Raw genomic sequence first — 21,190 nt, forward strand, 5'->3', positions numbered from 1 at the left:
TTTTGATAGAGAACAGTTGAGAAAGGAGACGGAATGTTTATCGAAAAACAATTGGGTCAAGATCGGAAATGGATCAATATCGACTCGGATATGATTGCTGAAAACTCATATCTTTATAAAAAATACGAGATTGACAAAGAAACCATTGAGTACGCGATGGATAAGAACGAACGTGCCCATATGGATTATAATCGAGAAAACGGTACGATCACATTTATCTACAATGTATTGGATTTAGAAAAGGACAAGGAATACTACGAAACCATCCCTATGACCTTTATCGTTCAAGATACGCGACTCGTGACCATCAGTAACCAGGACAATGCCTATATCATTGAACAAATGGTTCGCTATTTGGAAAGCCATGGGGAGTTGTCGATCTATAAGTTGCTTTTTGCAGGTCTTGAAATGATCAGTAATGCTTATTATCCGATTATTGATCGCTTAGATAAGCACAAGGATGAACTCAATCGTTTGCTTCGAAAGACAACGACGACCAAGAATCTTTATGCCCTGTCTGACCTTGAGACCGGTATGGTCTATCTGGTCGCAGCAGCCAAGCAAAATCGGATGTTGCTAGAACATATTAAAGCGCATGCCATTTATCGCAGGATGAATGATGTTGAAAAAGAGCAGTTTGATGATGCCATGATCGAAGCGCGTCAGTTGGCTTCGATGACTGAGTTGATTTCCAATGTCTTGCAACAGTTGTCAGGATCTTACAACAATATCCTAAACAACAACTTGAATGACAACTTGACAACCCTAACCATCTTTGAAGCCTTGTTGGCGGTTTTAGCCGTTATCACCGGTTTCTTTGGAATGAATATCCCTCTTCCGATGACAAAGGATCCCAATGCTTGGATTTATGTATCCGTATGTAGCTTTATATTATGGCTCATTTTGGGAAAGGTTATGCGGTGGATTGTGAAACAAAGATAAAAAAGAGGCTTGGAGAAATCCGAGCCTCTTCGTATCTAGAATAATCTGAGAAATAGGAACCATCTAGACACCTGCCCTCCTCTCCAAAGAAGGGGCAGTGTGAATAGTTCATCGACTGTACAAAATCTTCTTGGAAATAGTAGGAGTAGATTTAATAGTACTGAGTGGTTCTAAATAAATCAGAACTTAGAATAAATCGTTGAATCAGATAAAATGATCCTATTTCTTTATACAGAAATATTTTAGATACTAACTGTATTATACATATTTATTTGTAAAAACGCAAGAACTACCAAAAAAAGTTTTTCCGAAGTTTTTATACTCCTATGATGAAGTATATGAAATGGTTACAAGAAGAAAACCAGTCCTGGAAAGGTTTAGGGGCGTTTTTATAATCTTAAGCTATCTAAGATTTTTTCCTAAAAAATAAAATTAGTCTCCTGTGACTATCATTTACCTCTTCATTGTGTTATACTAGATAAGTTGCAAACTTGTATGAGAGAAATGCTGGGGAGATGGAACAATTAGAAAAGGAATGTTGGTCAATCTCCCACAAGGAGGATCTTGGTGTCTTTTCGTTTGGAAAACGACTTTAATCAACCATATCCGCTAGTGCGAAAACATTTTTCGCAGAAGGGAATTCCATAAAAAAACGATTGGGTTTTTCTTTAGATGAGTCTTGCGACAGGTAACCGGGAAGGAGACTTCCTATGCAATCAGTGCGTTTTCGCATTGAAAGAAGTGTGATAAAGTGGCTTCGCACCACTTTTTAGAAAGAAGAAAGAATTGAAATTCAACGAATTTAACTTATCTGCTGAATTATTAGCAGAAATCGAAAAAGCTGGCTTTGTAGAAGCAAGCCCCATCCAAGAACAAACCATTCCTTTGGCCCTTGAAGGAAAAGATGTCATTGGTCAAGCGCAAACAGGGACCGGTAAAACGGCTGCTTTTGGTCTTCCAACTTTGGAGAAGATTGATGTCGATAACACAGTAATCCAAGCCCTTGTTATTGCTCCGACGCGTGAGTTGGCGGTTCAAAGTCAGGAAGAACTCTTCCGCTTTGGACGCAGTAAGGGTGTCAAAGTTCGCTCTGTCTATGGTGGATCAAGCATTGAAAAGCAAATTAAAGCTTTGAAGTCAGGTGCTCATATCGTAGTGGGAACCCCTGGACGCTTGCTAGATTTGATCAAGCGCAAGGCCTTGAAACTCGATCATATTGAAACCTTGATCTTGGATGAAGCAGATGAAATGCTCAACATGGGCTTTTTGGAAGATATCGAAGCAATCATTAGCCGTGTTCCAGAAACACGTCAAACCTTGCTCTTTTCAGCAACGATGCCAGAAGCCATCAAGCGTATCGGTGTTCAGTTTATGAAAGAGCCCGAACACGTTAAGATCGCAGCCAAAGAATTGACCACCGACTTGGTCGATCAATACTATATCCGTGTCAAAGAAGGCGAAAAGTTTGATACCATGACTCGATTGATGGATGTCGAGCAGCCTGAACTTGCCATCGTCTTTGGTCGGACAAAACGTCGGGTCGATGAATTGACGCGTGGCTTGAAGATCCGTGGTTTCCGAGCAGAAGGGATTCACGGAGATTTGGATCAAAACAAACGTCTTCGTGTCCTTCGTGACTTTAAAAATGGGAACTTGGACGTCTTGGTGGCAACGGACGTTGCGGCACGTGGTTTGGACATTTCAGGTGTGACCCATGTCTACAACTACGATATTCCACAAGATCCAGAAAGCTATGTTCACCGTATCGGACGGACAGGTCGTGCTGGGAAAACAGGGCAATCCATTACCTTTGTTTCGCCAAATGAAATGGGCTATTTGCAAATCATTGAGAACTTGACCAAAAAGCGGATGAAGGGAATGAAACCTGCAACAGCAGAAGAAGCCTTCCAAGCGAAAAAACAAGTAGCGCTGAAGAAAATTGAGCGAGACTTTGAAGATGAAAAAATCCGGACCAACTTTGAGAAGTTTGGCAAGGATGCTCGCAAATTGGCTGCAGAATTCACTCCTGAAGAATTGGCTATGTATATTTTGAGCTTGACCGTTCAAGATCCAGACAGTCTTCCAGAAGTTGAAATTGCGCGTGAAAAACCATTGCCATTCAAACCATCTGGTGGTGGCTTTGGTGGAAAAGGCAAAGGTGGCCGTGGAAATAGCCGTCGTGGAGACCAACGTCGTGACCGAAATCGCAGAGATGACCGTGAAGGTGGACGCCGTGATTTCAAACGCAAGTCCAATAAAAATAGCCGAGACTTTGAAGGCAAAGGCAACAAACGTCCCCATCGTACTTCTAATGAAAAGAAAAATGGATTTGTCATCCGCAATAAAGGGGATAAATAAGTCCGAAGGAACGGTCTAGCAATAGGCCGTTTTTTATAAGAAAAATAAAAAATACAAGGGTTAACCAGCTGTTAACCCTTGTATATTTATAAGGAGACCTAAATGATAACTGACTCTTTTAGAAAAAATGTATCATGATAAGGAGCATCCAAAAAAGTCAGACAACAGAAAGAATGAATTCCTAAAATGGAATATTTCTGTTAACATATTAAGTCTACAATTATTTCTAAGCCTTGTCAAGAATTTTTTCTTATTTTTTTAAAATTTTTGACTAGAAAAATAAAAATTGACAATCTCTTCTAAAAGGTTATAATGAATATAATAATTATACTAATTACAAAGAGGTGTCGCCCATGGTGATTGTATTAAAAAATGATGATCTAGAAGTACAATGTAAGACATTTGGAGGGGAATTGAGCTCCATTCGAAGTAAAGAAGGAATAGAATATCTCTGGCAAGGGGATCCAGAGTATTGGTCAGGACAAGCTCCCGTACTGTTTCCGATTTGCGGGAGCGTTCGTAATGGCCAAGTGCAGTATCATCTAAAAGATGGAGTGAAGACAGGCCAGCTTCCAAGACACGGTCTTATTCGCAAGAGAGAGTTTGAACTCAAAGAACAGACAGACCATCGTCTTGTCTTTGAAATCACCTCTAACGACGAAAGCTTACAAAATTATCCCTACCATTTTCGAGTGGAAATCGCTTATGAATTGAAAGGGAAAGAAATCACCATCACCTATCGCGTGCAAAATCTAGAGTCAGATCAAGTCATGCCTTATTTCATTGGAGGGCATCCAGCCTTTCGTTGTCCCCTTTTAGCAGATGAAGACTATGAAGACTACGAGTTGATTTTTGAAAAAGAAGAAAGCTGTAGCGTTCCTCTCTTGTTCACAGAAACTGGTTTGGTTGATCGCCTGCAGCGGACGCCATTTTTAGATCATAGTCGTAGCTTACCTTTGCGCCATGAACTGTTTGAAAAAGATGCCATTATTTTAGATCAATTAGCCTCTAAATCTGTGCAGCTCCTCTCGAAAAAATCTGGTAAAGGTTTGGAATTTGCCTTTGCAGATTTTGAGAATCTCGTCCTTTGGTCTACCAATAACAAGGGCCCTTTCATTGCTTTAGAGCCTTGGACGGGTATTTCCACATCTGCAGAAGAGGGCGATTTCTTCGAAGACAAAAAAGGTGTGATCCAGTTGGCTCCTCAAGAGACACGGAGTCACCAGTACCGTATCACCATTTTGTAAATGAAAAACCGTTGGACTATGGAGTCCGACGGTTCTTTTTGATATAGTTTAGCTTTGCTTGGCGTGATTTCTTTTTAAAGAGAGCCTCGGCAGACATAGCAGAGGGTTTATCTGGATAGGATTCTTGGTAAAGAAGTTTAACGGGGAGGCGAGCCCGTGTGTATTTGGCGCCTTTTCCAGCATTGTGCGTCTTCAAGCGTTTTTCGACATCCGTGGTGTAGCCAGTGTAGAGGGAGCCATCCGCACACTCTAGGACATACATGTAAGCCTTAGTTTCCATAGTAGATCTCATGAATCTCGTCTGTATAGCTGCCGTCTTCATTGTGAATAAAGAGGGGAGGTAGAATTTTTAAACCATCCAGTGAGCCATCCTTGATCGCCTCAATCAATAACATATTCGCCTCTTTGGTCATTTTGGGATAGACAAACTGGATCCGCTTGGGTGCAAGATTGTATCGTTTCATAGTTTCGATGATATCTAAAAAGCGATCTGGACGATGGACCATCGCTAAGCGACCATTTGATTTGAGAACCCGCTGAGCCACATGGCAAATCTCATCTAAGTTGGTCGTAATTTCATGCCGAGCTAAGAGGTAGTGTTCACTCTCATTGAGATTGGAATGCTCATCCACCTTGAAATAAGGAGGATTGCAGAGGATAATATCCACCTTACTGCCCTTGATATGTTGAGGCAAATGCTTGAGGTCATCGGTGATCATGGACATTTGCTGGTTCAAGTCATTGAGGGCAATGGAGCGGGTAGCCATATCCGCCAGACGTTCCTGAATTTCAACACCAATAATCTGAGCTTCTGTCCGAGTGCTCGCAAAGAGTCCCACAGCCCCATTTCCCGCGCAGAGATCTACGATCAAGCCCCGCTTGGGCAATTTTGGAAAGCGTGAGAGCAGGACGCTATCCACGGAGTAACTAAAAACTTCCCGATTTTGTATGATTTTTACATCACTTGAAAAGAGTTGGTTGACGCGCTCGCCGTCTTTTAATTCGATATCTGTCATGGCTCTATTATAGCATGAAAAGAAGCTTGGGAAAAGATGATAATTTTCAATATATTAAAATGATATATTTTTATAAAAACGCTTTCTTTTCTTGTTTAAATATGTTACTATATATTAAAAAAATGGGAGGTTTTGTAAATGAACAAAACGAAAAAATGGTTTGGCTTGGGGGTAACATTGCTTTCAGCAAGTATACTAGTAGCCTGTGGAAATTCTAGTAGTAAGTCTGATGATACTTCAAAAGAAGCTAAAACAGAGAAAAAGGCATCTACGGAGAAGAGTAGTGAAAAGAAATCAACCTATGCAATTGGTGATAAGATTGTTTTTGATAAACAAGCTGAGTACACTATTACAAATGTTGAATGGACTGATGAACGGAATGATTTTGATAAAACAAATCCCGATAAAGTATTAAAAGTGACCTATAATGTGAAAAATCTATCAGATAGTGATCTAGCAGTTGGGGTTGACATTGATCTATTTGTTGGTGGAAATAAAATGGAGACTTATCCTAATACAAATACAATGGGGTCAATTTCACCGGGTCGATCAATGGAAGGTGCTGTACAACATTTTGGTGTAAAAGGGGATGGCAAATTAGAACTGGAAATAAAACCATTTGCTGCATTTAATGAAAAACCTGCGATTGTTGCTTTTGATGCACCGTAAAAAAAGTTGAGAGTAAAACTCTCAACTTTTTTTAATCAAATTCATATTTTTGGAGAATCGTAGTGAGGATAAAGACTCCTGTAAAGATAGCCATCAATGCCAGATAAACTGGGAAAGTAGTGGCTGTAAGGAGGGAAATCTCGATCAAGTTTTTTAACACGACCGCAGATGCGTAGAATCCTACAACAGAGAAGAGGATGAGGAGGGCCCGCCAGATATTTAGTGGCAGGCAAGCACGGATAACGGATAGGAAACCGATGGATCCAAGTAAGTAGTAGGATACAGTAGACATATCGGCTGCAGACCAACCATGGCTTGCTCCCCAAAGGCGAATAAACAAGACACTAAAGACGACCATCAAGGCGCTTGGTAAGGCTAACAGAAGGGAACGTCTCAAGAAGTGTTTTTCAACCGGTTTGATATTGCGTTCAAAGGTCAAGACAAATGGTGGGAAGCCTTCGACGAATTGGTCAATCAGGGTGATTTGAATAGGAATGAAAGGGAAAATCAGCAAATAGTTGACGTTAAAGAAGAGAGCACTGGCAATACAGATGATAGCCAAGAGGAAGGAATAGATCGTTTTGATAAAGAAGATTGGAGCGATTCGTCCAATGTTATTCACCACACGACGGCCTTCAAAAAGAATTTCTGGAACGTCATTAAAGTCAGAGTTCAAAAGAACAATATTGGCAATTTGACGGGTTGCTGGATCTCCCTCAGCCATCACGATGGAGCAGTCTGCTTCGCGAAGAGCAAGGATATCATTGACCCCATCTCCTGTCATAGCAGTCGTCCGACCAGCTGCCTTCAAGGTTTGGATAAGCAGTTTTTTCTGGTGAGGAGACACGCGCCCAAAGATAGCTGTTTCTTCTGCTTGATCCACTAATTGATCATCAGAAATTTTTGAACAATCGACGTAGTTCTCATAATTTTTGAAGCCGGCTTGTTGAGCGATATAAGAGACCGTCACAGGGTTGTCACCGGAGATGATTTTGAGATCCACTCCTTGAGAGCGCAAATACTCAAGAGTTTCTGAAGCCCCTTCACGAATGGGGTCTGTAATCTCAATAACCGCAATCCCTTCAAGATTTTCAGGCAGTTTCAATTCCTGCATGCTGATCAGTTCTGAACTGTGAGCCAAGACGAGCACGCGCGATCCACGAGCTTGTGCTTCGACGACAGCAGCTGGATTTTCTTTAAGGAGCATTTCAGGAGCACCGAGAAAGACGGTTCCAAGGTTGGATAGGTGCATGGCTCCCCATTTTCGATCACTTGAGAAAGGAATAATGTTTTCAGCAGTATAAGCATGCTCCAACTCCCCATAAGCCTTGCGAATAGCTTGAGCAGTAGGATTGGTGTCCTCGCTATATTGCATGTAAGCAGAGAGGATGACCTGGATCGTCTGTTCAGAAAAATGATCCGATAAGCTATGGAGAGCTTCGACTGTCATCTTCCCTTGGGTGATGGTACCGGTCTTATCTAGACACAAGGTATCCACACGCGCCAGGGTTTCTACTGAGTACATTTCTTGGACAAGAACCTTGCGCATGCCGAGCTTAATAACCGCTGTCAAAAGAGACGTAACTGTCAGTAAGGCAATTCCTTTTGGCAACATTCCCAAGAGAGCTGTTGAAGAATTCACGACAGAATCCTTGATCGGCAGCATCTTGATCAACAATGCTTCAAAGAAGAGGGCAAGGCCAAATGGAATGATAATTTTACCAGTGAAGCTTGAAATTTTCGCTAAGTTATAAAGAATACGCGAATTGATAGGTTTCAAGGTCTTGGCTTCCATCATCAGTTTGTTGGCATAGTTGTTTGCTCCAACTCGCTTGACACGGGCATAGACTTGACCACTGGCAATATAACTACCAGAAAGCAGTTCATCGCCAACTTCTTTTAAGACCAGATCACTCTCACCAGTCAGCATAGCTTCATTGGCTTCAGCGATACCAGACATGACTTCAGCATCACTAGGGATCTGCTCACCCGAAGATAAAAGCATTAAATCACCCAGAACAAGCTTTTCGGGTGGAATCGCATCTTTTTCCCCATCTCGAATGACAGTCACTAGCTCACGACTCATGAGGTTGAGTTTATCAATCATCCGCTTGGCGCGCATCTCGGTCATGATCCCTGTGATGGCATTGAAGCAAATGACTGCAAAAAAGATCATATTGCTCCAGGCCTGTACAGCAGCCAAGGCCACGGCAATCACAAAGTTTAAGGTATTAAACAAGGTGAAGACGTTGCGCTTGATGATTTGCCAGGTGCTGGTACTTGTATTCGTTGTAAAATCATTGGTTTGTCCGCGATCCATTTTCTTGCGGACTTCACTGAGGGACAAGCCCTTTAAATCAATAGTTTCCATAGACAATATGATATCATTTTTTTGAGAAAAAGACTATCTAGAATCGGTCCGCTGAGACAATTTTTATCTAAAAAAGGTTTGCGGTCAAAATCAGGATACGGTATAATAAGAAAGAACCTTTTACAGGATGGAATATCTTGTAGAGAGACGAATGAAATGGATTTGAGGAACAACTATGTTTTATACCTATTTACGTGGCCTTGTTGCCTTTATTCTGTGGGTTTTAAATGGGAATGCCCATTACCATCATACGGATAATATTCCAGATCAAGATGAAAATTACATCTTGGTATCCCCTCACAGGACTTGGTGGGACCCAGTCTATATGGCCTTTGCGACCAAGCCAAAACAGTTTATCTTTATGGCGAAAAAAGAACTGTTTACCAACCGCATTTTTGGATGGTGGATTCGCATGTGTGGGGCATTCCCAATTGACCGTGAAAATCCGGGAGCTGAAGCCATTAAGTATCCCGTCAATATGTTAAAAAAGAGCAACCGCTCCTTGATCATGTTCCCAAGTGGAAGCCGGCATTCGCAAGATGTTAAGGGTGGTGTTGCCATCATTGCCAAAATGGCCAAGGTCCGTATCATGCCTGTGACGTATACTGGGCCAAGAGACTTGAAAGGTTTGGTGACAGGTGAGCGGATTGATATGAACTTTGGACATCCGATTGATATCTCAGATATCAAAAAGATGAATGACCAGGGCGTGGCAGAAGTTGCTCACCGGATCCAAGAGGAGTTTGACCGGTTGGATGCGGAAGCACAAGCTATCAATACCCCAACAAAACCGTTTATCTTGATTCGATTGTTAAAAATCCTTTTGCTTCCAGTCGTTTTAGTTGTTGGCATCTTGACCTTGCTCTTTAGTTACTTAGCAAGCTTTGTATGGGATCCAGACAAACATCGGAAAAACAAATAAAAAACTGAGAATGTTCTCAGTTTTTTTTATTTTTACGAATAATAAAAGTGAGAGGAGGCTTCTTATGGAAGATATGATTGAAAAAATCAAAGAATATAAGCTCTTTTTAGCGATTGCAGCGATTGGGCTCTTACTGGGAGGGTATTTTCTTTTTCATCGCCCCAACTCAAGTGCATCGACCGTTCCAGATCTTTATCCGACTTCCAGTTCAACTGCGAGTCCGGAAAAAGCGTCTGCTTCTCGCTCAAAAGAAGAAAAGCCAGCTCCTTCAATGGACGAGGAACCAAAAATCATTACCGTCGATGTCAAAGGGGCTGTCAAACAACCAGGGGTGTATGAATTACGCGTGGGCAGTCGGGTCCACGATGCTATCTATAAGGCGGGCGGGATGACAGTAGATGCCAATAGTCAATCGGTCAACTTGGCACAAAAGCTATCCGATGAAGCCGTGATCTATGTTGCAAAAGAAGGGGAGGAGGCTCCAGAGCTTGGAAGTTCAGAAAGCGCTGCAAAATCGTCAGCTTCAGCAGAAAAAACAGGCAAGGTCCATTTGAATCGAGCGACCGAGGCAGAGCTCCAGACGGTCTCTGGAATTGGGCAGAAACGAGCTCAGGACATCATTGCCTATCGAGAAGCAAATGGCCCCTTCCGATCGGTAGAGGATCTCAAAAATGTTTCAGGGATTGGTGAGAGAACACTGGAGAAACTCAAAGATGCTTTTACGGTGGATTAAAGACCTTCCTTTTTCGCTTGTTCATCTCGCTTTTTTACTTCTTTGGTTGTATTTTAGTGTTTATCAACCATCTTGGCTTTCCATCGGAGGTCTAGTGGTGGTGGTATTTTTAGTGCTCCATCAGTATAAAGAGAATCGCTCTAGTTTGCTAGGTGTAGGTTTGGTGACCTTATGTTTTGCCAGCTTCTTTGTTTTTCAAAGACTAGAGGAAGGCCAACCATCAAGTCAGAGGCAAGCTCCAGCCCACTTACGTCTGATCCCAGATACCATCAAGATCAATGGAGATGCCTTGTCATTTCGCGCTAAAGACCAGGGTAGGACCTACCAAGTTTTTTACACCTTGAAATCGGAAAAAGAAAAGGAGCAGTGGCAAGACCAAACTCATGTGATAGAGCTGACTTATAAGGGGGTCATAGAAGAGCCGGAAGGACAACGAAATTTTAGAGGATTTGACTATCGGGCTTATTTGGAAACACAGGGAATTCACTATCAAATAAAAATTGAAGCGATCCAATCTGCGGTTCCCATCCAAACGTGGAATGTTTTTGACTGGCTATCTCAATGGAGGCGCCAAGCCATTGTTTGGAGCAAGGAACACTTTCCACAGCCGATGAACCAGTATATGACCGGCCTTCTTTTTGGTTATTTAGATACGGATTTTGAAGAGATGGATCAGCTTTACACGAGTTTGGGCATCATCCATTTGTTCGCCTTATCTGGGATGCAGGTCGGCTTTTTCATCAATGGGATCCGGAAAGGTCTCTTACGTCTAGGAATCTTGCAAGAGACAGTCGATATCTGGATGCTTCCAATTTCTTTGGTCTATGCTGGCTTGACAGGTTTTTCAGTTTCAGTGGTTCGTAGTCTCTTGCAGAAGATCCTCTCTCAAAAGGGGATCCGAGGGATGGAGAATATGGCGATGACCTTGATGCTCTTAATGATTCTCATGCCCAAGTTTCTTCTGACAGCTGGAGGGGTCTTGAGTTGTGCCTACGCCTTTATTTTGACCTTGGTAGATACCAGTTCTTATTCAGGACTTAAAAAGCTACTAGTGGAAAGTTTCTGGATTAGCCTGGGAATTTTGCCCCTTTTGACCTATTACTTTAGTGTCTTTCAACCGTGGTCACTCCCTTTAACCTTCCTCTTTTCTTTCTTATTTGACCTTGTCCTTCTTCCAGGTTTAACGGTGCTATTTATCTTATCGATTCTAAAGCCCCTTACAATTTTTAACAGTTTCTTTCTTCTCATAGAGGAGTGTATTCGTTGGATTTCAAAGCTCACGTCGCTACCTTTGGTATTTGGTCAGCCGACGGGACCAGCTCTGATCGCTCTCTTCCTTCTTTTAGGGATCTTGTATGATCTTCGAAAGCAAAAAAAACGTCGTTTCCTGTTAATCGGTATGATTCTACTCATCTTTTGTTGGACCAAGCATCCTTTAGAAAATGAGATTACCATGGTGGATATCGGTCAAGGAGACAGTATCTTTTTACGCGATTGGAAAGGAAGAACCATATTGATTGATGTCGGAGGACGTGTCACTTTTAAAAGTGGAGGAAAGTGGCAAGAGCGCAGTCAATCTGCCAATGCGGATCAAACCTTGATTCCCTATCTCAAGAGTCGAGGTGTTGGAAAACTCGATGCTTTGGTCTTGACTCATACAGACCAGGACCATATGGGCGATATGGTGGAGGTTGCCAAACAAATCCCAGTTAAAAAAGTGTATGTCAGTCCAGGTAGTCTAACTAATTCTCAATTTCGAGAGAAATTGAAACAGCTTCATAGTCCGATTAAAGTAGTCCAGAGAGGAGATCAACTACCTATTTTTGATCATCATCTAGAAGTCTTATCCCCTGATGAAGTGGGGGATGGTAAAAATGATGATTCGATTGTCCTCTATGGGCAGTTCTTTCAGAAACGATTTTTGTTCACGGGTGATTTGGAAGAAGCTGGAGAGAAAAAACTATTGAAAAACGATCCACAATTACAAGTAGATGTCTTGAAAGTAGGCCACCACGGTTCTAAAGGTTCCTCTAGTGATGTGTTTTTAGATCAGTTACATCCTCAGTTGGCCTTGATCTCTGTTGGAAAGAAAAATCGCTACCAACATCCCCATAAAGAATTGCTCGATCGTCTAGAGGAACGCTCTATTTCTTATCTTCGTACCGATGAAAGGGGAGCAATTCGCTTGATTGGGTGGGACCATTGGAGGGTAGAAACGGTCCGCTAGAGACGAGGAGAGGTTTGCTTTCTATGCTGAAAATTGCTATTATAGAAAGTGAAATCAATGTAAAGGTAGAATCGTATGAACGCATTTAAGCAATTTTGGATACAGTATGCAGATTTTTCAAGTAAGACCAGTCGGGCCCATTTTTGGCTAGCTTTTTTCTGGAATTCCCTGATTTCTTTGCCTCTTTGGGTTTTTTATATCGTGGCCTCTTTATCCCATCAAAATGCTCAAGAAACGCTCAATTTTTCAGCTGTTCATTCTAAGACAGGTTTATGGGCGCTCGCTTTCTTAGCATTCTTTTACTTCCTCATTTTAGTACCGAGTCAAGCCATTTGTGTGCGTCGCTTGCGGGATGCAGGAATCCATTGGTCTTGGATCTTTTTGAACCTTGGTCCGGTTCTGCTCTATTTGTTGACGGGGCTAGATATTTTCCTATTTCTTTGGGGGATTACAGTTATTTCTCTCTTGATTCTCATGATGCTTCCAGGGAAAAACACCTTCCCACAACCAGTAGAAACTCCTATGGGAGTGGCTTCTGAACCACAGGTCACAGCGACAGGGGGGAGCTTTGGCGGCAACTCGTTTGAGCAAATTCCAAATTTTGTAGCAGCACCTGATTTGTCTGATGAAAAACCACCATTGGAACAAAAAATGGCTGCTGAACACGAAATCCACTAGACTGATAGAGATAAGAGAGTTTCATGCAAGCAATTACTGACATTAAACATCTGACGGTTCAAACTCTGCCTCCTATTCTTGTTTTGACAGGGGAGGATATAGGTCAATTTGAATGGTTAAAAAAAGACATTTTAAAAAAAATAGGCTATGATCCCTCAGATTTGAATTATTCTTATTTTGATATGAAGGAAGCCTCCTATGCTGAAGTCGAGCTGGATTTGGTTAGTCTTCCCTTTTTTGCAGATGAAAAAATCGTGATTTTGGATCACTTATTGGATTTGACCACTGCCAAAAAACGAAATTTAACCGATGAAGATCTGAAGCAATTTGAAAATTATCTGGAAAATCCTTCTGAATCAACCCGTTTGGTGATATTTGCAGAAGGAAAATTAGATAGTAAGCGTCGCTTAGTCAAACTCCTAAAACGGGATGCCCAGATCATTGAAGCAACAACACCTAAAGAGCAAGATTTAAAGCGTTATTTTGCAAGTCAGGCCCAAGAATTGGGCATACATTTTGTGGGCGATTCCTTGGACCAGCTACTCTTAAAATCTGGCTATGATTTTGGAGAGTTACAGAAGAATCTCGCTCTGTTGCAGGCTTATAAAGAAGATGGTCAGATTACCCTCCAAGATATCAAGGAGGTTGTTCCAAAGTCCTTGCAAGATAATATTTTTGATCTGACACAGATGATTCTCAAACGCCAAATCGATCAAGCCCGGAATTTGGTTAAGGATCTCCGCTTACAAGGAGAAGATGAAATAAAATTGATCGCTATTTTGTTGGGACAATTCCGAATGTTTTCTCAAGTTAAAATTTTCTCAGAAGAAGGCCAATCCGAAAGCCAAATTGTAGCGAGCTTGTCGGAGTTGTCAGGACGCAAGGTCAATCCTTATCAGGTGAAGTTTGCCTTACGGGATAGCCGCAGGCTTTCCTTGTCCTTTTTGAAGCAAGCTATGATGACCTTCATCGAGACGGATTATGCGATTAAAAGTGGAACATATGAAAAAGACTACTTATTTGATTTGGCCCTGTTGAAAGTAGCTAATAGCGTCTAACGATGAATGAAATCGCAAGCAGATTAGTTGAATAATTTAGCTGTTTACGTTATCATCAAGTCAGTAATAAAGAAAAGAGGACCATAAAATGGCTATCATTTTACCAGAATTACCATATGCTTATGATGCATTGGAACCTTATATCGATGAAGAAACCATGCATTTGCACCATGATAAACACCATCAAACATATGTAAACAATGTGAATGCAGCTCTTGAAAAACATCCTGAAATTGGAGAAGACCTTGAAAGCTTGTTAGCTGATGTTGAATCCATTCCAGCTGACATTCGCCAAGCTGTGATCAACAATGGTGGTGGTCATTTGAACCACGCTCTTTTCTGGGAATTGATGACTCCAGAACAAACAGCTCCTTCAGCAGAACTTGCTGCAGCGATTGATGCTACATTTGGTTCATTTGAAGACTTCAAAGCAGCCTTCACAGCAGCAGCAACGACACGTTTTGGTTCTGGCTGGGCATGGTTGGTTGTTAACAAAGAAGGCAAACTCGAAGTGACTTCAACAGCAAACCAAGATACACCAATCTCTGAAGGTAAAACACCAATCCTTGGTTTGGATGTTTGGGAACATGCCTACTACGTGAAATACCGTAACGTACGTCCTGACTACATCAAAGCTTTCTTCTCAGTGATCAACTGGAATAAAGTTAATGAATTGTTTGCAGCTGCAAAATAATAAAATGAAGGAATCTATAAGAGCAAGTATTGGCACTTATAGATTTTTTGTTTGCATCCGGAAAATCGGAGTATAATTTCTTGCGTTTGGTCAGGAAAATGATACACTAGTAGGAGTGTGTCTTACTTGTCTGAAGCCTGGTTTGAAGGGCCTAGGCAAGGAAAAGATAAACCTTAAAATGAAAACTGAAACATTCAGGGAGAAATGAAATGACTAGTATTACCATTACTAAAGGAGCCGTTGAGACGCCTATCTATTTGCGGATGTTGAATCGTCATGGCTTGATTGCAGGTGCAACTGGAACAGGAAAAACGGTTACGCTCAAGGTTCTAACAGAAAAATTAAGCAAAGAAGGCATTCCGGTCTTTCTAGCTGATATCAAGGGAGATTTATCTGGCTTAGCCAAAGCTGGGCAATGGACACCAAAATTGGAAGAACGCTACAAGCTTCTTGGGATCACAGATCCGTTTGAGCCACAAGCCTTCCCTGTTCGATTGTGGGATGTCTTTGGTCAAGCTGGTCATCCTGTTCGTGCGACTGTCGAAGGGATGGGGTCATTGCTTCTTTCTCGTCTGCTTGATTTGAATGAAACCCAATCAGGAATTCTCGCAATTGTCTTTAAAGTGGCCCAAGAGAAAGATTGGCCCTTGATTGATTTGAAGGACCTGCAAAGCCTTTTAAAGGAAGTCTATGAACACAGTTCAGACTATTCGGCCCAATATGGCAATATCACCAAACAATCTGTCGGAGCCATCCAAAGAAGTCTCTTGGTTCTTGAAGAAGAAGGAGCAGACCAGTTTTTCGGAGAGCCCGCACTTGATTTAAATGACTTCATGCAACTCGATGCATCTGGTCGTGGTTATATCAATATTCTTTCGGCTACAAAGCTCTTTCATTCACCAAAATTGTACTCAACCTTTTTGATTTGGATGCTGTCTCGTCTCTTTGAAACACTTCCAGAGGTTGGGGATCCTGAAAAGCCAAAACTGGTCTTCTTCTTTGATGAAGCGCATCTCCTCTTTAAGGATGCAAGCAAGCTCTTTCTTGAGAAGGTCGAGCAAGTGGTACGCCTGATTCGTTCGAAGGGTGTAGGGATTTACTTTATTACCCAGAATCCTCAAGATCTTCCAGAATCTGTTTTGGCACAGCTTGGAAATCGTGTTCAGCATGCGCTTCGAGCTTATACACCAAAAGAAATGAAGGCAATTAAGGTTGCTGCCCAAAGTTTTCGTCCGAATACAGATTTTGATACAGAAACAGTGATCACAGAATTAGGGACAGGGGAAGCCTTGGTTTCTTTCCTCAATGAAAAGGGACAGCCTAGTGTGGTTGAGCGTGCTTATATTCTCTCTCCTCAATCGAGTTTTGACCTCTTAAATGAGAGTGAACAATTGGCCTTGATCACAACATCGCCTTTCCATCAAAAGTATGCGACGACGATTGATCGGGAATCTGCCTATGAAAAATTAGCAGCTAAAGCAAGCAAGGAAGCACAAGAAGAAGAGCAAAAAGAAGCAGAAAAAGAACGAGCTGCGGCGGAAAAAGCAGAGCAAAAACGCAGTCCAGGTCGCCCAAGAAAATCCAGTCTTGAAAAAGCCAAGGATTCCTTCTTGAGTTCCTTATTCCGGACGATTGCGCGTGAGATTGCTAAGCTAATTATGGGCTCCTTTAAACGGAAATAAGCCTTTGATGAAAAGAAATAAACTTTTTAAAAAGAAACCGTTTTCTCCTTCTGATAATTCTTGTTATTTTCAGTAGAATCTTTTATAATTAATGTCGTATGAAAAAATATTTTAATCTACGCTCGATCATGATTGCGGTCAGTATTTTATTGTGCTTAGTGGGAACAAGCGCACTGGGCTACTTGCATCTTACGCAACCAACAGCATCAGCAATTGAAAAAAAAGCAAAGAAAACAAAAGAAGCAAAAGAACAAGATATCGAAAATTCTACCCCTGAGACGAAAAAACCGCGTGTCAAATCTCCTGAAGCTAAGCAAGCAGTAGTAGATGCAGACATGGAAACGATGAGTGCTTATGGCCTTGTCTATGATTATGCTAATAAAGGCCTGGTAGAGGTTGTTCAGGATTTCCTAGCGGAAAGTGGAATTGATCCGTCACAAGTTGCCTTCACGTATCGCAATGCCATTACAGGAGAGCAATTTGCCATGAATGATCTCCAACCAATGACGGCAGGTAGTACCTATAAGCTACCCTTGAACATGTTGGTGGTGGATGAAGTCGCAAAGGGCAAACTGAATTTAACAGACCGGTTTGACATTACCAATACTTACTATGAATATGTAGGAGAGCATGACAATTACGTTGCTGCCTTTGATGGAGCCATGTCTATTCCTGATATGCAGCGCTATTCATTGGTTTACTCTGAAAACACCCCAGCCTATGCTTTGGCAGATCGTTTAGGGGGGATGGAGCAAGCGCGTAAGTTGTTCAGTCGCTATGGTCAATCTCGTTCACCAGAGGTTAAAACCTTTAGCGAAGATAATAAAACGACAACGGATTATTACATCCATGTCTTGGAATATCTTTGGAATCATCAAGAAAAATATGCGGATTTACTAGAACTGATCGGGGAGTCTTTCCCAGGTGAGTACTATAAGAAATTCTTGCCAGATTTGGTGATTCAACAAAAACCAGGGTATGTTGCTGAAGCACTTAATGTGGATGCGATTGTCCGTGAATCGACTCCTTATTTGGTTGCCATTTACACTGCAGGACTTGGAGGTACGACTCCAGAAAGTTCTGAAATCAGTGGCGTTGGTCTTTATCAATTGGGACAATTGGCTTATGTTATCAATGAATGGCATCGTGTCAATATGAATGAATAATCGACAAAAGGTCTGAGTTTTGCTCAGACCTTTTCTTTTAACAAAGTATCATGAAAATGACTTGGTGTTTCGAATTACTTTTCTGTTCTAAAGAGACTTCTTTCCCTTTTCTATAAAAAGTATGTTATACTACTAATAGTAATAAGAGGAAGTATAGACATGATTACAAAGGAAGATTACCAGTTGCTCCGCTCGCATCCAGCCTTTTCTGAGCTACCAGTGGAGCTATTTGATAAATTAGCTGTTGAAATTCATGCCAGGGATATCCCTAAAGGACAAATTTTATTTTATGCAGGAGATAAGCGGGAGCGCATTTTTCTTCTGGCAAAAGGCTTTGCTCGTATTGAGCAATTTGATTCGTCGGACCAATTCTCCTATATGGATTATATAAAGAAGGGAGCTTTGTTCCCTTATGGTGGGATGTTCCAGGATGAGCGTTACCATTATACAGCTAGTGCGGTGACGGATTTGCGTTGTTTCGTGATCCCCGTCAATCTCTATGAATTATATGCCCAAGAGAGCAAGGAGCAGTTGCTCTTTATTACGAGAAAGCTATCCTCCATCCTAGAATTTCAAGAGTTGCGCTTGCGTAATGTCGTGACAGCTAGTGCCAGTGAGCGCGTGATTCAATCCTTAGCCATTCTGTGCAAGGATTATGAAAGTCTAGGAAATCAGCTTCCATTTCCAATTAGTATGAAGGAAATGGCCAAATTAGCAGCCACAACCCGAGAAACTGTCAATCAAGTTTTAAAGAAACTCATCGATTCTCATAAGATCCAGTATGAGAGAAAACAACTAACTTTTCTAGATACAGCCTACTTTTTAAAGAGTTTTGAAGAGATCAACTAATTTGTTGATCTTTTTTTATTTTTTAAAAAAAATATATATTCATAAAAATAATATAAAAGGCAAAATATGCAAAGAAAACGCTTCATATTAACTAAAAAATAGGAAAGATTCAAAAAAACGCCAAATTCTTTGCATTCAAAAAGTAGAATCCTTTGTGAAAGCGGTACCAATAAAGAATATAATAACAATTGTAATAAGCTTGTGAACAAGCTCAAAGAAAAAAGGAGGATGACAGATGTCAACTAAACCAATTCATGTTTTCTCAGAAATTGGAAAACTGAAAAAAGTAATGTTGCACCGTCCAGGTAAAGAGTTGGAAAACTTGATGCCTGACTATCTAGAGCGTCTTCTTTTTGATGATATTCCATTCTTGGAAGATGCACAAAAAGAACACGACAATTTTGCTCAAGCGCTTCGTAACGAAGGAATCGAAGTACTTTATCTTGAAAAATTGGCAGCTGAGTCATTGACTACTCCAGAAATTCGCGAACAATTCATCGAAGAATATCTTGATGAAGCAAACATTCGTGGACGCCAAACTAAAAACGCTATTCGCGAAATCCTTCGTGGTATTGAAGACAACCAAGAATTGGTTGAAAAAACAATGGCTGGTTTTCAAAAAGCTGAGCTTCCAGAAATTCCAGAAGCTGACAAAGGCTTGACTGACCTTGTTGAATCTGACTACCCATTTGCGATCGATCCAATGCCAAACTTGTACTTCACACGTGACCCATTTGCTACAATTGGGAATGCAGTATCATTGAACCACATGTATGCTGATACACGTAACCGTGAAACCTTGTATGGTAAATACATCTTCAAATATCACCCAGTATATGGTGGTAATGTAGATTTGGTATACAACCGTGAAGAAGATACTCGTATCGAAGGTGGGGACGAATTGGTCCTTTCTAAAGATGTCTTGGCAGTTGGTATCTCACAACGTACAGATGCTGCATCAATTGAAAAATTGTTGGTAAACATCTTCAAGAAGAACGTTGGCTTCAAGAAAGTATTGGCCTTCGAATTTGCGAACAACCGTAAATTCATGCACTTGGATACAGTATTCACAATGGTGGACTACGATAAATTCACCATCCACCCAGAAATCCAAGGCAACCTTCGCGTCTTCTCTGTAACATATGAAAATGAAGCATTGAAGATTGTTGAAGAAAAAGGTGATTTGGCTGAATTGCTTGCTGAAAACCTTGGTGTTGAAAAAGTTACATTGATTCCTTGTGGCGATGGCAATGTGGTTGCTGCTGCTCGTGAACAATGGAACGACGGTTCAAATACTCTTACAATCGCACCTGGTGTGGTAGTTGTATACGACCGTAACACAGTTACAAACAAGAAATTAGAAGAATACGGACTTCGTTTGATTAAGATCCGCGGAAGTGAATTGGTTCGCGGTCGTGGTGGACCTCGTTGTATGTCAATGCCATTTGAACGTGAAGAAATCTAATAGAGAAGACCGAGAGCTGGTCTTGAGGGATCAGCTCTTCCTTCTTACTGATCAATACTAGAAAGAAAATAGGAGACAATTAGAAATGACAGATTCAGTATTCCAAGGACGTAGCTTCTTGGCAGAAAAAGACTTTACACGTGCAGAGTTAGAATACCTTATCGGACTTTCAGCTCACTTGAAAGACCTTAAAAAACGCAACATTGAACACCACTATCTTGCTGGTAAAAACATTGCGCTTTTGTTTGAAAAAACTTCAACTCGTACTCGTGCTGCCTTCACAACAGCAGCTATCGACCTTGGTGCTCACCCAGAATACCTAGGTGCAAACGACATCCAACTTGGTAAAAAAGAATCTACAGAAGATACTGCTAAAGTTCTTGGACGTATGTTTGACGGTATTGAATTCCGTGGTTTCAGCCAACGTATGGTTGAAGAATTGGCTGAATTCTCAGGTGTTCCAGTATGGAATGGTTTGACTGACGAATGGCACCCAACTCAAATGCTTGCAGACTACTTGACAGTTCAAGAAAACTTTGGACGTTTGGAAGGTTTGACACTTGTATACTGTGGTGATGGACGTAACAACGTTGCGAACAGCCTTCTTGTAACAGGTGCTATCCTTGGTGTGAACGTACACATCTTCTCACCAAAAGAACTCTTCCCAGAAAAAGAAATCGTTGAATTGGCAGAAGGATTTGCAAAAGAAAGTGGCGCTCATATCTTGATCACTGAAGATGCTGACGAAGCAGTGAAAGGTGCAGACGTACTTTACACTGACGTTTGGGTATCAATGGGTGAAGAAGACAAATTTGCAGAACGTGTTGCCCTTTTGAAACCTTACCAAGTAAACATGGATTTGATTAAGAAAGCTGATAACGAAGACTTGATCTTCTTGCACTGCTTACCAGCCTTCCACGATACAAATACTGTTTACGGTAAAGATGTTGCTGAAAAATTCGGCGTAGAAGAAATGGAAGTTACTGACGAAGTGTTCCGCAGCAAATATGCTCGTCACTTTGACCAAGCTGAAAACCGTATGCACACCATCAAAGCGGTTATGGCAGCTACTCTTGGTAACTTGTACATTCCAAAAGTTTAAGACTTTATAAC

18 protein-coding genes are annotated in these 21,190 nt (G+C 41.3%); 15 read left to right on the plus strand and 3 right to left on the minus strand.

Annotation, left to right across the window (positions count from 1 at the left end; translation table 11 throughout):
* The first annotated feature begins 33 nt into the window (after window positions 1-33).
* The 3 genes from P5Y91_RS02555 (at window position 34) to P5Y91_RS02565 (ending at window position 4,547) form a co-directional block, all read left to right on the plus strand.
* Window positions 34-942 (plus strand): magnesium transporter CorA family protein, encoded by a 909-nt coding sequence (locus tag P5Y91_RS02555; protein WP_003006305.1) that lies wholly within the window; start codon window positions 34-36, stop codon window positions 940-942.
* Between the two features lie 786 nt (window positions 943-1,728).
* Window positions 1,729-3,300 carry a degradosome RNA helicase CshA gene (cshA, locus tag P5Y91_RS02560; RefSeq protein WP_277838913.1) on the plus strand — a complete coding sequence of 524 codons (1,572 nt, stop codon included), beginning with the start codon at window positions 1,729-1,731 and terminating at the stop codon, window positions 3,298-3,300.
* A gap of 353 nt (window positions 3,301-3,653) precedes the next feature.
* Window positions 3,654-4,547 carry an aldose 1-epimerase family protein gene (locus tag P5Y91_RS02565; RefSeq protein ID WP_277838914.1) on the plus strand — a complete coding sequence of 298 codons (894 nt, stop codon included), beginning with the start codon at window positions 3,654-3,656 and terminating at the stop codon, window positions 4,545-4,547.
* A 16-nt stretch (window positions 4,548-4,563) separates the two neighbouring features.
* Here P5Y91_RS02565 and P5Y91_RS02570 read toward each other — a convergent pair whose 3' ends face one another.
* Both P5Y91_RS02570 and P5Y91_RS02575 read right to left on the minus strand, forming a co-directional pair.
* Complete coding sequence (locus tag P5Y91_RS02570) at window positions 4,564-4,827, minus strand: GIY-YIG nuclease family protein (RefSeq protein ID WP_004219743.1); 264 nt, start codon at window positions 4,825-4,827, stop codon at window positions 4,564-4,566.
* Window positions 4,817-5,563: a tRNA1(Val) (adenine(37)-N6)-methyltransferase gene (locus tag P5Y91_RS02575; RefSeq protein WP_049474290.1), complete on the minus strand. Its 747-nt coding sequence runs from the start codon at window positions 5,561-5,563 to the stop codon at window positions 4,817-4,819. Before P5Y91_RS02575 ends, P5Y91_RS02570 begins: the two co-directional genes overlap by 11 nt.
* Before the next feature lie 138 nt (window positions 5,564-5,701).
* On the opposite strand from P5Y91_RS02575, the gene P5Y91_RS02580 reads away from it, so the two are divergent.
* The gene (locus P5Y91_RS02580) at window positions 5,702-6,232 is read left to right on the plus strand and encodes a DUF4352 domain-containing protein (RefSeq protein ID WP_021152864.1); all 531 of its coding nucleotides are present in this window, start codon (window positions 5,702-5,704) and stop codon (window positions 6,230-6,232) included.
* 31 nt (window positions 6,233-6,263) lie between these two features.
* Here the strand turns inward: P5Y91_RS02580 and P5Y91_RS02585 are convergent, their stop codons facing one another.
* Window positions 6,264-8,603 carry a cation-translocating P-type ATPase gene (locus P5Y91_RS02585; protein WP_277838916.1) on the minus strand — a complete coding sequence of 780 codons (2,340 nt, stop codon included), beginning with the start codon at window positions 8,601-8,603 and terminating at the stop codon, window positions 6,264-6,266.
* 175 nt (window positions 8,604-8,778) lie between these two features.
* Between P5Y91_RS02585 and P5Y91_RS02590 the strand changes: the two genes are divergently transcribed.
* The 11 genes from P5Y91_RS02590 (at window position 8,779) to argF (ending at window position 21,179) form a co-directional block, all read left to right on the plus strand.
* The gene (locus P5Y91_RS02590; protein ID WP_277838917.1) at window positions 8,779-9,525 is read left to right on the plus strand and encodes a lysophospholipid acyltransferase family protein; all 747 of its coding nucleotides are present in this window, start codon (window positions 8,779-8,781) and stop codon (window positions 9,523-9,525) included.
* Window positions 9,526-9,589: 64 nt separating this feature from the next.
* Window positions 9,590-10,258: a helix-hairpin-helix domain-containing protein gene (locus P5Y91_RS02595; RefSeq protein WP_277838918.1), complete on the plus strand. Its 669-nt coding sequence runs from the start codon at window positions 9,590-9,592 to the stop codon at window positions 10,256-10,258.
* Window positions 10,239-12,485, plus strand: a complete 2,247-nt coding sequence (locus P5Y91_RS02600) for a DNA internalization-related competence protein ComEC/Rec2 (protein ID WP_277838919.1) — start codon at window positions 10,239-10,241, stop codon at window positions 12,483-12,485. The genes P5Y91_RS02595 and P5Y91_RS02600 overlap by 20 nt, the downstream gene beginning before the upstream one ends.
* Before the next feature lie 75 nt (window positions 12,486-12,560).
* A complete protein-coding gene (locus P5Y91_RS02605; protein ID WP_129824312.1) occupies window positions 12,561-13,163 on the plus strand; it encodes a DUF805 domain-containing protein in 603 nt (200 codons plus the stop codon).
* Between the two features lie 23 nt (window positions 13,164-13,186).
* Entirely contained in the window at window positions 13,187-14,221 is a 1,035-nt protein-coding gene (holA, locus tag P5Y91_RS02610; RefSeq protein WP_277838920.1) for a DNA polymerase III subunit delta, read from the plus strand.
* An 88-nt stretch (window positions 14,222-14,309) separates the two neighbouring features.
* On the plus strand, window positions 14,310-14,915 hold the full coding sequence (sodA, locus tag P5Y91_RS02615; RefSeq protein WP_003006336.1) for a superoxide dismutase SodA: 606 nt from the start codon (window positions 14,310-14,312) through the stop codon (window positions 14,913-14,915).
* A gap of 209 nt (window positions 14,916-15,124) precedes the next feature.
* On the plus strand, window positions 15,125-16,597 hold the full coding sequence (locus P5Y91_RS02620; protein ID WP_049486409.1) for a helicase HerA-like domain-containing protein: 1,473 nt from the start codon (window positions 15,125-15,127) through the stop codon (window positions 16,595-16,597).
* A 98-nt stretch (window positions 16,598-16,695) separates the two neighbouring features.
* The gene (locus P5Y91_RS02625; protein WP_223141219.1) at window positions 16,696-17,763 is read left to right on the plus strand and encodes a serine hydrolase; all 1,068 of its coding nucleotides are present in this window, start codon (window positions 16,696-16,698) and stop codon (window positions 17,761-17,763) included.
* A gap of 159 nt (window positions 17,764-17,922) precedes the next feature.
* Window positions 17,923-18,612, plus strand: a complete 690-nt coding sequence (locus P5Y91_RS02630) for a Crp/Fnr family transcriptional regulator (RefSeq protein ID WP_021152876.1) — start codon at window positions 17,923-17,925, stop codon at window positions 18,610-18,612.
* Window positions 18,613-18,847: 235 nt separating this feature from the next.
* On the plus strand, window positions 18,848-20,077 hold the full coding sequence (gene arcA / locus P5Y91_RS02635) for an arginine deiminase (protein ID WP_003017680.1): 1,230 nt from the start codon (window positions 18,848-18,850) through the stop codon (window positions 20,075-20,077).
* Between the two features lie 85 nt (window positions 20,078-20,162).
* Window positions 20,163-21,179: an ornithine carbamoyltransferase gene (gene argF, locus P5Y91_RS02640; RefSeq protein WP_021152877.1), complete on the plus strand. Its 1,017-nt coding sequence runs from the start codon at window positions 20,163-20,165 to the stop codon at window positions 21,177-21,179.
* Window positions 21,180-21,190 lie beyond the last annotated feature (11 nt).

Source organism: Streptococcus taoyuanensis, assembly GCF_029589235.1.
Lineage (GTDB): Bacteria > Bacillota > Bacilli > Lactobacillales > Streptococcaceae > Streptococcus > Streptococcus taoyuanensis.

Coding starts and splice junctions, on each gene's coding strand:
- P5Y91_RS02555 (WP_003006305.1), top strand. CDS start 34: ATGTTTATCGAAAAACAATTGGGTCAAGATCGGAAATGGATCAATATC.
- P5Y91_RS02565 (WP_277838914.1), top strand. CDS start 3,654: ATGGTGATTGTATTAAAAAATGATGATCTAGAAGTACAATGTAAGACA.
- P5Y91_RS02570 (WP_004219743.1), bottom strand. CDS start 4,827: ATGGAAACTAAGGCTTACATGTATGTCCTAGAGTGTGCGGATGGCTCC.
- P5Y91_RS02575 (WP_049474290.1), bottom strand. CDS start 5,563: ATGACAGATATCGAATTAAAAGACGGCGAGCGCGTCAACCAACTCTTT.
- P5Y91_RS02580 (WP_021152864.1), top strand. CDS start 5,702: ATGAACAAAACGAAAAAATGGTTTGGCTTGGGGGTAACATTGCTTTCA.
- P5Y91_RS02585 (WP_277838916.1), bottom strand. CDS start 8,603: ATGGAAACTATTGATTTAAAGGGCTTGTCCCTCAGTGAAGTCCGCAAG.
- P5Y91_RS02590 (WP_277838917.1), top strand. CDS start 8,779: ATGTTTTATACCTATTTACGTGGCCTTGTTGCCTTTATTCTGTGGGTT.
- P5Y91_RS02595 (WP_277838918.1), top strand. CDS start 9,590: ATGGAAGATATGATTGAAAAAATCAAAGAATATAAGCTCTTTTTAGCG.
- P5Y91_RS02600 (WP_277838919.1), top strand. CDS start 10,239: ATGCTTTTACGGTGGATTAAAGACCTTCCTTTTTCGCTTGTTCATCTC.
- P5Y91_RS02605 (WP_129824312.1), top strand. CDS start 12,561: ATGAACGCATTTAAGCAATTTTGGATACAGTATGCAGATTTTTCAAGT.
- holA (WP_277838920.1), top strand. CDS start 13,187: ATGCAAGCAATTACTGACATTAAACATCTGACGGTTCAAACTCTGCCT.
- sodA (WP_003006336.1), top strand. CDS start 14,310: ATGGCTATCATTTTACCAGAATTACCATATGCTTATGATGCATTGGAA.
- P5Y91_RS02620 (WP_049486409.1), top strand. CDS start 15,125: ATGACTAGTATTACCATTACTAAAGGAGCCGTTGAGACGCCTATCTAT.
- P5Y91_RS02625 (WP_223141219.1), top strand. CDS start 16,696: ATGAAAAAATATTTTAATCTACGCTCGATCATGATTGCGGTCAGTATT.
- P5Y91_RS02630 (WP_021152876.1), top strand. CDS start 17,923: ATGATTACAAAGGAAGATTACCAGTTGCTCCGCTCGCATCCAGCCTTT.
- arcA (WP_003017680.1), top strand. CDS start 18,848: ATGTCAACTAAACCAATTCATGTTTTCTCAGAAATTGGAAAACTGAAA.
- argF (WP_021152877.1), top strand. CDS start 20,163: ATGACAGATTCAGTATTCCAAGGACGTAGCTTCTTGGCAGAAAAAGAC.